Below are 12944 nucleotides of genomic sequence, written 5' to 3' on the forward strand. Positions count from 1 at the left end.
GCCGCTCCTACAGGGTTGTGGGTGATCTGCGGATGCACTGCACCACACTGATGGCCTGGCGCTGCTACAGTGATATCAGACCTACACCCGTGAACCGTCAACATGGAATCGCGCACGCCGTCGTATCAGTCCTGTGGGGGATAGGTACCTGAAGGCGCGCCGAAGGGGTTATGAAGATCATGGGAACATCCCGCCGCCGCATGCTTGCGGCACGTGTCATCGCACACCCTCGCTTGGCATTGCACAGGTCGCTGGCTGATCGCCCAGCGTGAAAGACAGGCATTTGCTCACTCACATTTCGATGAGGCCTGACCATGGTGTTCGAACCCCGCAGCAGTCGCTCCTTGCTCCAGCGCAGAAGCAGCGTCAGCAACGCCATCCAGGCGGGTCTGGATGGCATCGCCGTGACCGGCGTGGCCTGGTACCTGATCTACGATCAATTCGGTTTCATCACCTCCGACTACGTGATCATGCTGCTGTTGCTGATCGGTGCGTTGGCGGTGATCTACGATCACTACGGCATCTACCGCAGCAACGTCGGGCTGACGCGCAAGGCCTTTCGCTTGTTCAAGGCGTGGTCGGCGACGTTCTGTTTCCTGGCGGTGATGGCGTTCCTCACCAAGCAGAGCGGGCAGTACTCGCGGATGCTGGTGGCGCAGTTGTTCGTCATCGGCTACGCGGTGCAGCTGTTCCTGCACATCGCCGTGCGCGAGGTGCAGAAACGCTACATGGCGCATGCCTCCAGGCCGGAGAACGTGCTGATCATCGGCGCCGGCGACCTGGCCGAGTTCCTGTACCTCAAGATCAGCAACAACCCCTGGCTGGGTGAACGGGTCGTCGGTTGCGTGCTGGTCGACGACGGCAACGCCGCCGACAGCGAGGCCCCGCAGATCAAGTCGCGCCTGCCGGTGCTGGGGCACATCAGCGAACTCGACGGCATCGTTGCGCAAAACGCGATCAGGACGGTGTACCTGGTCACGCCGCTGGGCGGCTCCGATGTGATCAACGACGTGTACATGAAGCTGCTCGACAAGTGCATTGCCGTGAACTGGGTGCCGGACATCTTCTCTTTGCGCCTGATCAACCACAGCGTGCGCGAGATCGCCGGGATTCCCGTGCTGACCCTGTCGGAAACCCCGCTGACCGGGATGAGCCTGTTCCTGAAGAACCTTGAAGACCGAGTATTGGCGGCGATGATCCTGCTGTGCGCCTCACCGGTATTGCTCGCGCTGGCCGCGATCATCAAGTTCGACAGCCCCGGGCCGGTATTCTTCAGGCAAGAGCGCACCGGATGGACCGGGGAGTCGTTCCGCATCTGGAAGTTCAGGAGCATGCACGTGCACCAGCCGCAGGACGGTGTGGTCAAGCAGGCGCAGAAGAACGACCCGCGCCTGACCCGGATCGGCGCGTTCATCCGCCGTACCAGCCTGGATGAACTGCCGCAGCTGTTCAACGTGCTGACCGGCGAGATGTCCCTGGTGGGGCCGCGCCCCCATGCGTTGCAGCACGACACGCTGTATTCCCAGGACATCGTCGACTACTTCGCCCGCCACAATATCAAGCCCGGCATGACCGGCCTGGCCCAGGTGCGCGGTTATCGAGGTGAAACCAAGGATATCGCGCAAATGATCCAGCGCGTGGATTCGGACATCGAGTACATCAACAACTGGTCGCTGTGGCTCGATTTCGTGATCCTGGTGCGCACGCTCAATGCGTTTACCGGCAAGCAGGCTTATTGACGGGGCTTTTCATCGCGTGGTGGCAAGCAGGTGCTGGGCGGTAGTTATGCACTGCTCTGAAGATCGAGCGCCGCCCGCGCAGCGCATCGCGGATGAATCCGCTCCTACAGGCAGGTGGGGCGGCGGCAGCGGCCTATCGGTCATGGCCACGTTGCAACTGTAGGAGCGGATTCATCCGCGATGCGCCGCGCCGGCGGCGCTCGATTTCATAGGCGTTGAAACGCTCCAGGCGAACTCCTTGAAAGAGCGTCTCTCACGACGGCGGCATAACCTCGGATAGCGGGTGCAAGGCCCGAAACCCCTGCGCCTCCTCAACCAACCAGTCATGCACCGCTCGCGCCCCCGGCTGGTTCAGCCCACCCGGCTGGTACAGCAGCACATAGCGCTTGTGGTTGGCGATCGGCACCCCGAACGGCACGATCAGCGCGCCGCGTTCCAGCTCGTCATTGAGCAGTGTGCGCCGTGCGATGGCCACGCCCACCCCGGCGATGGCCGCCTCGATGGTCAGGTGGTTGCGGTTGAAGGTGTGCCCCCGGCGCACGTCCAGCCCCTGTGCGCCGATACCCTCCAGGTAGAACTCCCACTCGGCGTATTCCGAACTGCCGCGCCAGGCGGTGATGTCGTGCAGCAGCGGGTAGTGCACCAGGTCCGCCGGCCCGTGCAGGGGCGGGCGGCCGCGCAGCAAGGCGGGCGAGCACACTGGGAAGATCTGCTCGTCCAGCAGGGGCGTGGAGAGCATGCCCGGGTAGCTGCCGTCGTTGAGGTCGATGGCCAGGTCGAAGTCGTCCGGGTGCAGGGCCTGGTTGCTGTCCTCGGCCACCAGGCGCAGCGCGATGTCCGGGTAGCGCTGCTGGAAGCGTGGCAGGCGTGGGGTCAGCCATTTGGCCAGGAACGAGGGGATCGAGCGCAGGCGCAGGGTACCGCGGATCTCGCCGGCATCCAGGCGCAGCAATTCCGCCTCGATGCCGCCGTAGGCCTCGGCCACGGTCTGCGCCAGGCGCTGGCCTTCGGCGGTCAGCTCGACACCCCGGGCACGGCGCAGGAACAGGCGAAAGCCCAGGCGCTCCTCCAGCAAGCGCATCTGTTGGCTGACCGCGCCGGGGGTGATGTGCAACTCCTCGGCGCAGCGGGTGAACGACAGGTGCCGCGCGGCGCAGGAGAACACATGCAGCCAGACGAACACCTGGCCATTGAGGGGTCCTTTCATCGTTTAGTACTGCTAAAGGCTTGTGTAGGAAATTTCGTTGGTCATAGCGACCTGAGCACGGCAGTATCGCGCAAATTCGCAATACCGCTCAATTTTTCCAGACAGCCGTGACGCATCGTCCATTGTGATCACGGCCAGGCATTAGCATGGCTATCAGTGTTTTCGACCTTTTCAAGATTGGCATCGGCCCCTCCAGCTCCCACACCGTCGGCCCCATGCGTGCAGCGGCGACCTTCGCCCAGGCCCTGCGCGAGCGTGGCTGGCTGAGCCGGGTGACGCGGGTCGAGGTGCGCCTGTACGGCTCGCTCTCGGCCACCGGTGTCGGCCACGCCACCGATCGGGCCTGCCTGCTGGGGCTGATGGGCCAGTGGCCGGACCGCATCGACCCGCATAGCATCGAGTCGCGCATCGACCAGGTCATGAAAGAACAGAACCTGATGCTCGACGGCAGCCACCCGGTCGCGTTCCAGTATGCCCGCGACATGCGCCTGCTCGACGAAGACCTGGCCTACCACCCCAACGCGATGACCCTCGAGTGCTTCGACGGCCAGACCAGCCTGTTCAGCCAGACCTACTTCTCCGTGGGTGGTGGCTTCATCGTCGAGCAAGGCGAGATCGACGCAGCCGAGGCGAACGTTGGCCAGGTGGAATTGCCTTATGCGTTCTCCAGCGGCGCCGAGTTGCTGGCCCTGTGCAAGGCCCACGACCTGAGCGTCAGCCAGCTGATGATGGCCAATGAGTGTGCCTGGCGCCCGGAGCATGAAGTGCGCGAGGGGCTGCTGAAGATCTGGGGCGCGATGCGCGAGTGCGTCGACAACGGCCTGCGCAACGAAGGCATCCTGCCGGGGGGGCTCAACGTCAAACGCCGCGCTGCGCGCCTGCACCGCAGCTTGCAGGAGCTGGGCAAGCCCAACGTGATCGGTACGACGCTGAGCGCCATGGAGTGGGTCAACCTGTTCGCCCTGGCGGTCAACGAAGAAAACGCCGCGGGCGGGCGCATGGTCACCGCACCCACCAATGGCGCGGCAGGGATCATCCCGGCGGTGCTGCACTACTACATGAAGTTCAACCCCGGCGCTTGCGACGACGACGTGGTGGCATTCCTCCTGGCGGCGGCGTCGGTGGGCATCCTGTGCAAGAAGAACGCGTCGATTTCCGGCGCTGAGGTCGGTTGCCAGGGCGAAGTCGGATCGGCTTGCTCGATGGCGGCCGCAGGCCTGGCCGAAGTGCTCGGGGCCACGCCGCCGCAGTTGGAGAATGCCGCCGAGATCGCCCTGGAGCACAACCTGGGGCTGACCTGCGACCCGGTGGGCGGGCTGGTCCAGATCCCTTGCATCGAGCGCAATGCCATCGCTGCCGTGAAGGCGATCAATGCGGTGCAGATGGCCTTGCGCGGCGATGGCGAGCATTTCATTTCCCTCGACCGGGTGATCCGCACCATGCGCGACACGGGCGCCGACATGCATGCCAACTACAAGGAAACCTCGCGTGGCGGCCTGGCGGTCGCCTTCGTCGAGTGCTGACCGCGATCCTGTAGGAGCGGCTTCAGCCGCGATCACCCAGGCACTGCGTTGCCTGCATCGCGGCTGAAGCCGCTCCTGCATCCTCCAGCGCTGTCCTGAGCACCGCACTCAGGTGCCGGCGCTGGCTCTTCTCATGCTCCAGCAGCACCATCCGCCGCGTCAGCTGCGGCTCGCCGAAGGGCAGCACGGTGGCGGCCGGCAGGCGCTCCAGGTCCTCGTCGGCCATCGGAATGATCGCCACCCCCAGGCCCATGGCCGCCATGCGTGCCAGCGCTTCCTGGCTGTCCAGCTCCATCTGTTCGCTGACCTGCAAATGCTGGCGGCGCAACTCCTGTTCGATCTGCCGGCCGGCCCAGGCGCGCTTGTCGAAGCGCAGGAAGGGTTGCCCGGCCAGCAATTGCGTCACGCTCTGCCCAGCCAACTCCGGGCTGGCGATGGCCCAGAAGCGGTCCTCGAACAACGGGGTGTAGCGCAGGCACTGCGGATAGGGGCTGACCGGCTCGGTGGTGATCGCGGCATCCAGCTCGCCGTCCTCGACGCGCCGGGCCAGTTCCGCCGACATGCCCGACACCACGCTGATGTGCAGGTGCGGGTGATGGGCCTTGATCCACACCAGCGCCTTGGGCAGGCGCCGGGCCAGTACGGTATGAATCGCACCGATGCGCAGGCGCCCGCGCAGGCCCGGGCCGCTGGCCAGGGTGTCGGCGAGTTCTTCATAGGCGGCCAGGATGGTTTCGGCGCGGGCCACGGCCAGTTGCCCGGCTTCGGTCAGCACGACTTGGCGGCGGCTGCGGTCGAACAGGGCGACCTGCAGCTCGTCTTCAAGGGTCTTGATGTGCAGGCTCACCGCCGAGGGCGTCAGGCTCAGCAGGTCGGCGGCGCGGGCGAAGGTGCCATGGCGGGCGATGGTCACCAGGGTACGCAGGGCTTTGAGGGACACGCGGGGGAGGCTCCGGGCTGCGCTGGTCGTGGGCGATTGTCCGGTTCGCCCACGGTGCTGGCAAGCCCGTTTGCGGCCTCAGTGCTTCGGGCGGCCATAGGCCTGGCTGATCCGGTCGATCACCATGGCCAGCGCGACGATGGCCAGCCCAGCCTCCATGCCCTGGCCGACATTGAGCGTCTGGATGCCGGCCAGCACATCCTCGCCCAGCCCCCGGGCGCCGATCATCGACGCCACCACGACCATCGACAGGGCCATCATCACCGACTGGTTGAGCCCGGCCATGATGCTGGGCATGGCCAGGGGCAGGGCGATGCGCCACAGCCGTTGCCAGCGACCGGCGCCCAGGCCGTGGGCAGCCTTCAGCAAAGAAGGGTCGATCTGCGCCAGGCCCAGCTCGGTCAGGCGCACCAGCGGCGGCAGGGCGTAGACCAGGGTGGCGAACACCGCCGGCACCTTGCCCAGGCCAAACAGCATCAGCACCGGGATCAGGTAGACGAAGGCCGGCAGGGTCTGCATCACGTCCAGCACCGGCAGCAGCAGGCGCCGGGCCAGCGGCCGGGTGGCCAGCAGGATGCCCAGGGGCACGCCGACCAGCACGCACAGGCTGCTGCTGACCAGCACCAGGGCGAGGGTCTGCAACAGCTTGTCCCACAGCCCCAGCACGCCGATCAGGGCCAGCAGCAGCGTCAGCGCCACGGCCCGCGCCAGGCTGCGGCTGGCGTGCCAGGCCAGCAACCCCACCAGCAGCAGCAACAGCCACCAGGGCAACAGGCGCAGCAGGTTCTCCAACGCCACCAGCAGTTGCAGCAGTTGCTCGGAGACACCACGCAGGTCATCGCCGTAGTGCAGCACCAGCCAGTCGACCAGGCGGTTGACCCAGGGCGCGAAGGAGAATTGCAGGGCTTCGGGGAAACCACCGCTCACAGGGCGGCCTCGACCTTGGCGGCGCTGTCGGCCGGCAGCCAGGCTTTCCACACTTCAGGGTGGTCGCGCAGGAAGGTGAGCGCCGCCTCGCGGGGCGGCTGGCGTGACTCGCTCATCCGCGCCAGGGCCTTGTTCAGCAGGTCGATGGGCAAATCGACCTTCTCGAACAGGGCGACCAGTTCAGGGTGGGTGTCGTGGAACGCCTTCGACACGCCAATTGAGAGCTTGGCCGGCAACGAGCGGCTGCCCTTCGGGTCGGGGTTGGCGGCATCGGTGAGGGTGGCCCAGGCGGTGGCGTCGAACGGCGGCTCTTCCAGGCGCACCAGCTGGTATCGGCCCATCAACGGGGTCGGGCTCCAGTAGTAGAACAGCACCGGCTTGCCCAGGCGGATCTGCGCCGCGATCTCGGCATCGAGGGCGGCGCCGGAGCCGCTGCGGAAGTTGTTGTACTGGCCGTCCAGGCCATAGGCCTTGAGTTTCTGGCTGTTGACGGTTTCGGAGGTCCAGCCGCTGGGGCTGTTGAGGAAGCGGCCCTTGCCGGGCGCTTCGGGGTCCTTGAACAGGTGTGGATAGCGTTTGAGGTCGGTGACGCTGCGCAGGTCCGGGGCCAATGCCTTGAGGTTGCGCGCGGCGTCGCCCTTGATCACATAGGCTGGCACCCACCAGCCTTCCTCGGCGTTCTTCACCGTGTCGCCCAGGGCGAACACCTGGCCGGCCTGTTCGGCCTTGACCCAGGCCGGGCTGCGGCCGGCCCATTCCTCGGCGATCACCTGCAGGTCGTTGCGGGCCAGGGCCACTTCCATGCTGACGGTGCTGCCGGGGAGGGTATCGGTGGCATGGCCGTAACCGTGCTCGACGATAAACCGCAGGATCTCGGTGGTCAGGGCGCCACTTTCCCAAGTGATGTCACCGAAGTGGATGGGTGCAGGTTGCTCGGCGGCAGCGGCGGAGTCGGTGGTGGCCAGGCCCAGGGCGAGCAGCAGGCCGGCCAGCAGGGTAGGGATCTTCTTCATCGGGGCCTCGTCGATTGCCGTTCCGTGGGTAGGGGCAAAGTGTAGACGACGAGATTCGAGCCCTGGGGGTACGGCTGTTCGCCGGCAAGGCCGGCTCCTACAGGTTGGTGCCAGCCGTTATCCGGCGTACTGCAAGGCCCGGCTGCGGCCTTGTTGCTTGGCCTGGTACAGGGCGTGGTCAGCCATCGACAGCAGCCGTGAGAGGTCGCATTGCTGCGCGGGTTGGCTGGCAATGCCGATGCTCACGCCCAGCGCACCGGGCTCCAGCAGTGGCAAGGCGGCGAATGCCGCGCAGATCCGCCGCGCAACGTGCTCGGCCACGGCTTCGTCACCATCCGGCAGCAGGCAGGCGAACTCTTCGCCGCCAATCCGGGCGAACAGGTCGCCCTCGCGCAGGTGACGACGGGTTTCCTCGGCGAATGCCAGCAACACCTGGTCGCCCTTGGGATGGCCGAACTGGTCGTTGATCCGCTTGAAGTGGTCCAGGTCGCACAACAGCAAGGCCACCGGCTCTCGCCGCGCCGCGCTTGCCTGCAACAAGCGGGTGCCGTGTTCCATGAATGCCCTGCGGTTGCCGATACCGGTCAGCGGGTCGCTGTAGGCGGCGGCGCGCAACTGCACTTCGGCGCGCTCGCGAACCATGGCCAGGGTGACATAGGAGATACCAATGGCGAACAGCATCGATTCGAACAGGATGAAGGCGAAGAAACCCGGGTGCCTGCCCTGGTCGGCGATGGCCTGGTCCAGGGCGGCGCCGTCGTCGATCAACAGGCGCGCGAAATACACCGCGCCATGCAGCCCGGTCAGGATCAGCGCCGGGGTGTACGACACCGGCAGGCGGACCCGTGGGCGGTACAGTTCGCGGATGCACAGTCCGGTGTAGAACAGGGTCAGCAGCGAGTAGGCCTGGACCCGCAGGCCAAGGCTGGCGTAAAAGCCTGGCCACAGGCTGAACAGCCACCAGAGCAGGGCGCCGGCGAACACCAGTGGCCAATGTACAGGGCGTCCGCCGAACACACGCATGGCAGTCCAACCCAGGCCCGCGCCGACCAGCAGGACGATATTGCCCAGCACCAGGGCCAGGTAGTCCAGCCCCATGCCGCGCAAGGCGTTGAGGGTGACACCGAGGGTGCAGGCCAGCAGCATCGTCCCCAGGTACCCCAGGCTCGGGTCGCCGGCGCAGCGGCGCCAGGCGTGCAGGGTCAGGCTGCCCATCAGGGCGAAGATGAACACGGCGACCAGCATCAGGGTCGGCAGGCTAAGCGGCACGGTGCAAGGTTCTCGGGGTAAACGGCGCATGCTAAGCCAGGTCTGTGGCCATTTGCCAGCTCACTCAATGGATACTCGAGGCCAGTTCGAAGATCGGCATGTACATCAGGATCACGATCAGCCCGATCAGCAGGCCGATGAAGGTCATCAGCAGTGGTTCGAACAGTTTGACGAACCACTCCACCCAGCGGCCGATCTCCTGGTCGTGGAAGTCCGCGCAGCGTTCGAGCATCTCGCCGAGGTTGCCCGACTGCTCACCCGCACGAAGCAGGCGCAAGGCGACCGGTGTCACCAGTTGCCCGGTTTCCAGCGCGTCGGACAGTGGCAGGCCTTCGGCGACACGGCGGCTGGCATGCTCCAGGCCATCGGCCGCAGCGCTGCCCAGCAGGCCGCGGGCCATGCCCAGGGCGGTGAGAATCGGGATGCCGCCCTGCAGCAGGATCCCCAGCGACCGATAGAAACGCGCCAGCTCATACATCACCAGGCGCCGGTGCAGGGCCGGGATCCGTCGCGACTGGCGGCTGGCCCAGCGGCGCACGGCGGGATGGCGACGCAGGGCGACCAGCATCGCGATACCCCCGAGGGCGCCGAGGCCCAGGGGCAATTGCTGGGCGTGCAGGAACAAGCCGATCTGCATCAGCACGCGCGACAGCCAGGGCAACTCGGTGCCCATGCCCTCGAACACCAGGCTGAACCGCGGCACCACGTAGCCCAGCAGAAACAGCACCACGCCGCCGCCCACCAGCAACAGCAGCAGCGGGTACACCGAAGCGCCGACCAGTTTCTGCCGTACCAGGTCCAGGCGTTGGCGATAGCCGATGTAGCGAGCCAGGGCATCCCCCAGCGCGCCGGTGCGTTCACTGGATTGCACCAGGGCCACGTAGAGGCTGGGAAATACCTGCGGTTGCCGGGCCAGGGCCTGGGACAGCGAGCGGCCTTCATATAACTGGCGCACCAGCAGCTCCAGTGTCTTGCGCGGGGTGCCGGCGCTGGCCTTTTCAGTCAGGCTTTCCAGGGCGTCGATCAGGGGCAGGCCGGCGTTGAGCAGGGTGGCCAGTTCCTGGCTGAACAGCACCAGGTCGAAGGCCACCGCGCGGCGCCAGGGCAGGGCGCGCAGCCCCAGCCCCTGGCCGCGCACGCTGAGCACGCGCAAACCCTGCTCCTGGGCCTGGCGTCGGGCCTGCTCGATGTCCTCGGCCTCCACCTGCAACTGCGTCACGCCCTGGCTGCCCAGGGCCTTGAGTCGAAAGCGCATGGCTTGGGCCCTCACTGCCAGCTGGTGATCTCGGCGTTTTCCCCGTCGCCGCCGGGCTGGCCGTCCTTGCCCATCGACAGCAGGTCGTATTCGCCGCCGTTCTCGCCCGGTTGCCGGTAGAGGTAGGCGCGGCCCCACGGGTCCTGGGGCACGGCTTTCTGCAGGTAGGGGCCCGACCAGCGTGTCTCGCCGCTGGGCGCGACCACCAGGGCCTGCAGGCCCTGTTCGCTGCTGGGGTAGTGGCCGACTTCGAGGCGGTAGAGGTCCAGGGCCTTGCCCAGGCCTTCGATCTGCGCCCGCGCCACCTTCGCTTCGGAGCGGCCGAGCTGGCTGAAGTACTTGGGCGCGACGATGCCGGCCAACAGGCCGAGCACCACCAGCACCACCAGCAGTTCGAGCAGGGTGAAACCACGTTGGGTGTGAATGCTGCGCTGCATGGGGGAACCCTCCGTTGCGTGTGCACGGTGCTCATGCAACTGCCGTGCACGTCTGCGCCGGGCCCTTGCGCCATGCGGGATGGCAAGCGGCACGCGGCTTGCGTCGTCACTGTGGGCCCCGGGTTTTCCGGGGCATTTCCCCCACTTCGGGGGCCACGGTGGGAGGCGATCGACATGCGTGGACTGATTCTGGGATTGACCGGGCTGCTGGCGTTGGGCGCCCAGGCCGATGTGTATGTCTCCAGCGACGGCAAGGGCGGTTACGTGCTGTCCAACGTGCATCGGCCGGGGCGGCACTATGAGCGGGTGATCAGCGAAACGGGCACGGGGCCGGTCGATGCGCAACTGGTGACCGGGCGCCCCTACGCCGACCTGGTGGCCGCCGCCGCGCTGGCCAACGATGTGCCACAGGCCTTGCTGCATGCGCTGATCAAGGCCGAGTCGGGCTACAACCCCAAGGCGCGTTCAGCCAAAGGTGCGGGCGGGTTGATGCAGTTGATGCCGGACACCGCCAGGGAACTGGGGGTGAAGGATGTGCTGGACCCGCAGTCCAACCTGCAGGGCGGCGCGCGTTATCTGAAGCGCATGCTGACGCTGTTCGACAACGACATCACCCTGGCGGTGGCGGCCTATAACGCCGGGCCGGAAGCGGTGCTCAGCCGTGGCAAGGTGGTCCCCCCGTTTGCCGAAACCCGGCGCTATGTGCCGACGGTGTTGCGTGATTACCGATTATTGCGAGGGTTGGCGGAGGACGCGCCTTTGTAGGGCCCACCTTGCTGGCGAACACCGGCTATGCCGGTGCCATGCACCGCGGTGTCTGCTTCGCGGGCAAGCCCGCTCCCACAAGGGCCGAGCAGCGTCAAACCATTGCCAGGCGCTGTTTGCGTGTCGGCGGCGCAAACGCCTGGTCGATCGCTTGCAGGTCCGCGTCGTCCAGCACCAGCGCCCCGGCTGCCGCGTTCAAGCGCACGTGCTCAGGTCTCACCGCCTTGGGGATGGCGATCACCCCAGTGTCACGCGTCACCCACGCCAGGCTGACCTGCGCCGGTGTCGCCCCATGGCGCTTGGCGATTTCCCCCAACACCGGGTGACCCAGCAGGCGCCCGGCCTGGGCCAGTGGGCAGTAGGCCATGGTCGGCATCTGCCGCTCTCGGCTCCAGGGCAGCAGGTCGAACTCGATGCCGCGCTCGGCCGGGTTGTACAGTACCTGGTTGGTGGCACAGGCCGGGTTGTCCAGTTCGCGCAGGTCGTCAAGGTCGAAGTTGGACACCCCCCAAGCACGGATCTTGCCCTGCTCGACCAGACGGTCGAAGGCTTCCACCGTCTCTTCAAGCGGGTGCTGTCCGCGCCAGTGCAGCAGGTACAGGTCGATACAGTCGGTGCCAAGGCGCTTGAGGCTGCGCTCACAGGCCTCGGGCACGCCGCGCCGGCTGGCGTTGTGGGGATAGACCTTGCTGACCAGGAACACCTGGTCGCGACGCCCGGCGATGGCCTGGCCGACCACCTGCTCGGCGCCGCCCTCGGCGTACATCTCGGCGCTGTCGATCAGGCTCAGGCCCAGCTCGATGCCCTGTTGCAGCGCCGCCACTTCGGCGGCCCTGTGGCCTGGGTCCTCGCCCATGTACCAAGTGCCCTGGCCGATGGCCGGCACGCGGGAGCCCGCCAGATTCACGTAACGCATGTCACCTCCTGTGGAAGGGTATGGGTCAGCAGTACATCGAGCAGCGCCTCGGCGGCTTTCGACAGCTTGTGGTCGCTCAGGGCGATCACGCCGATGCGCCGCTCGATGGTGGGTTCGACCAGCGCCACACAACGCGCGCCGAGTTCCTGCATCTGCTCGATGCACAGCGCCGGTACGGCGCTCACGCCCAGGCCGCTGGCGACCATGCGGCCGACGGTCGACAATTGGTGGCTTTCGAAGGCCACCGCCAGCTTGCCATGGTTGGCGGCCAGGTGTTGCTCCAGCAGCAGGCGCACGGCGGAGGGGCGCTGCAGGGCGATGAAATCCTGGGCCAGCAGCTCCTGCCAGCGCACCTGGGGCTGGCGGGCGAGGGGCGAGTCGGCGGGCACCACGGCCACGAAACGGTCCATGTACAGCGGATGAAAGCGCAGCGCCTCGCTGCGTTCGGGCTCGAAACCAATGCCCAGTTCGACGCGGCGGTGGCGCACCAGCTCCAGCACCTGCTCGTTGATCACGTCGTGCACGGTGACATTGACCTTGGGGTAGCGCTGGCGAAACACCTTGAGCGACTGCGGCAGCAGGTTGCCGGCGAAGGCCGGCATGGCCGCCACCGATACCCGGCCCAGTTGCAGGGTGAAGCGCTGGCGCAGCAGTTCTTCAGTGTCGTCCCAGTCGGCCAGCAGGCGCCGGGCCAGGGGCAGCAGCACCTCGCCCTCGGGGGTCAGGCTGACGCTGCGGGTGGTGCGGGTGAGCAGGGCGCCGCCGAGGTTGTCCTCCAGCGCCTTGATGGTCAGGCTCAGGGCCGGTTGCGAGACGTGCAGGTGTTCGCCGGCCTGGGCGAAGCTCTGGTACTTGGCCACGGTGACGAAAGCACGCAGCTGCTTGACGTTCATGACAGGCTTGCCCTTTGTTTTGCAAAAGTTATCAATCGATGACGAAAACAAAATTAACAA

12 protein-coding genes are annotated in these 12944 nt (G+C 66.5%); 3 read left to right on the forward strand and 9 right to left on the reverse strand.

Features of this window, described 5'->3' with window-relative positions; translation table 11 throughout:
- Window positions 1-314: 314 nt before the first annotated feature.
- Window positions 315-1739, forward strand: coding sequence for an undecaprenyl-phosphate glucose phosphotransferase (locus JYG34_RS11875; protein ID WP_213660854.1), 1425 nt, complete (start codon window positions 315-317; stop codon window positions 1737-1739).
- Between the two features lie 253 nt (window positions 1740-1992).
- Here the strand turns inward: JYG34_RS11875 and JYG34_RS11880 are convergent, their stop codons facing one another.
- Complete coding sequence (locus JYG34_RS11880; RefSeq protein WP_213660855.1) at window positions 1993-2946, reverse strand: LysR substrate-binding domain-containing protein; 954 nt, start codon at window positions 2944-2946, stop codon at window positions 1993-1995.
- A 146-nt stretch (window positions 2947-3092) separates the two neighbouring features.
- Here JYG34_RS11880 and JYG34_RS11885 point away from each other — a divergent pair, with 146 nt between their 5' ends.
- The gene (locus tag JYG34_RS11885) at window positions 3093-4469 is read left to right on the forward strand and encodes an L-serine ammonia-lyase (RefSeq protein WP_213660856.1); all 1377 of its coding nucleotides are present in this window, start codon (window positions 3093-3095) and stop codon (window positions 4467-4469) included.
- A 22-nt stretch (window positions 4470-4491) separates the two neighbouring features.
- Here the strand turns inward: JYG34_RS11885 and JYG34_RS11890 are convergent, their stop codons facing one another.
- The 6 genes from JYG34_RS11890 to gspG form a co-directional block, all read right to left on the reverse strand.
- The gene (locus JYG34_RS11890; protein WP_213660857.1) at window positions 4492-5409 is read right to left on the reverse strand and encodes a LysR family transcriptional regulator; all 918 of its coding nucleotides are present in this window, start codon (window positions 5407-5409) and stop codon (window positions 4492-4494) included.
- Between the two features lie 78 nt (window positions 5410-5487).
- On the reverse strand, window positions 5488-6336 hold the full coding sequence (locus tag JYG34_RS11895; RefSeq protein WP_213660858.1) for an ABC transporter permease: 849 nt from the start codon (window positions 6334-6336) through the stop codon (window positions 5488-5490).
- Window positions 6333-7349, reverse strand: a complete 1017-nt coding sequence (locus JYG34_RS11900; RefSeq protein WP_213660859.1) for an ABC transporter substrate-binding protein — start codon at window positions 7347-7349, stop codon at window positions 6333-6335. Before JYG34_RS11900 ends, JYG34_RS11895 begins: the two co-directional genes overlap by 4 nt.
- 117 nt (window positions 7350-7466) lie before the next feature.
- Window positions 7467-8618, reverse strand: a complete 1152-nt coding sequence (locus tag JYG34_RS11905; RefSeq protein WP_249746255.1) for a GGDEF domain-containing protein — start codon at window positions 8616-8618, stop codon at window positions 7467-7469.
- Between the two features lie 64 nt (window positions 8619-8682).
- A complete protein-coding gene (locus JYG34_RS11910) occupies window positions 8683-9873 on the reverse strand; it encodes a type II secretion system F family protein (protein WP_213660860.1) in 1191 nt (396 codons plus the stop codon).
- An 11-nt stretch (window positions 9874-9884) separates the two neighbouring features.
- Window positions 9885-10310 (reverse strand): type II secretion system major pseudopilin GspG, encoded by a 426-nt coding sequence (gene gspG / locus JYG34_RS11915; protein ID WP_213660861.1) that lies wholly within the window; start codon window positions 10308-10310, stop codon window positions 9885-9887.
- Between the two features lie 174 nt (window positions 10311-10484).
- Here gspG and JYG34_RS11920 point away from each other — a divergent pair, with 174 nt between their 5' ends.
- On the forward strand, window positions 10485-11075 hold the full coding sequence (locus JYG34_RS11920) for a lytic transglycosylase domain-containing protein (RefSeq protein ID WP_011533666.1): 591 nt from the start codon (window positions 10485-10487) through the stop codon (window positions 11073-11075).
- A gap of 94 nt (window positions 11076-11169) precedes the next feature.
- Here the strand turns inward: JYG34_RS11920 and JYG34_RS11925 are convergent, their stop codons facing one another.
- Together JYG34_RS11925 and JYG34_RS11930 are read right to left on the reverse strand one after the other, a co-directional pair.
- Window positions 11170-11991 (reverse strand): aldo/keto reductase, encoded by an 822-nt coding sequence (locus JYG34_RS11925; protein ID WP_213660862.1) that lies wholly within the window; start codon window positions 11989-11991, stop codon window positions 11170-11172.
- The gene (locus JYG34_RS11930; RefSeq protein ID WP_213660863.1) at window positions 11979-12884 is read right to left on the reverse strand and encodes a LysR family transcriptional regulator; all 906 of its coding nucleotides are present in this window, start codon (window positions 12882-12884) and stop codon (window positions 11979-11981) included. The genes JYG34_RS11925 and JYG34_RS11930 overlap by 13 nt, the downstream gene beginning before the upstream one ends.
- Window positions 12885-12944: the final 60 nt, after the last annotated feature.

It is taken from the genome of Pseudomonas entomophila (genome assembly GCF_018417595.1).
GTDB classification, from domain to species: Bacteria; Pseudomonadota; Gammaproteobacteria; order Pseudomonadales; family Pseudomonadaceae; genus Aquipseudomonas; species Aquipseudomonas entomophila_C.

Bases quoted from the DNA above. Each gene is read 5' to 3' on its own strand.
- JYG34_RS11875 (WP_213660854.1), top strand. From the start codon at position 315: ATGGTGTTCGAACCCCGCAGCAGTCGCTCCTTGCTCCAGCGCAGAAGC.
- JYG34_RS11880 (WP_213660855.1), bottom strand. From the start codon at position 2,946: ATGAAAGGACCCCTCAATGGCCAGGTGTTCGTCTGGCTGCATGTGTTC.
- JYG34_RS11885 (WP_213660856.1), top strand. From the start codon at position 3,093: ATGGCTATCAGTGTTTTCGACCTTTTCAAGATTGGCATCGGCCCCTCC.
- JYG34_RS11900 (WP_213660859.1), bottom strand. From the start codon at position 7,349: ATGAAGAAGATCCCTACCCTGCTGGCCGGCCTGCTGCTCGCCCTGGGC.
- JYG34_RS11910 (WP_213660860.1), bottom strand. From the start codon at position 9,873: ATGCGCTTTCGACTCAAGGCCCTGGGCAGCCAGGGCGTGACGCAGTTG.
- gspG (WP_213660861.1), bottom strand. From the start codon at position 10,310: ATGCAGCGCAGCATTCACACCCAACGTGGTTTCACCCTGCTCGAACTG.
- JYG34_RS11920 (WP_011533666.1), top strand. From the start codon at position 10,485: ATGCGTGGACTGATTCTGGGATTGACCGGGCTGCTGGCGTTGGGCGCC.
- JYG34_RS11925 (WP_213660862.1), bottom strand. From the start codon at position 11,991: ATGCGTTACGTGAATCTGGCGGGCTCCCGCGTGCCGGCCATCGGCCAG.
- JYG34_RS11930 (WP_213660863.1), bottom strand. From the start codon at position 12,884: ATGAACGTCAAGCAGCTGCGTGCTTTCGTCACCGTGGCCAAGTACCAG.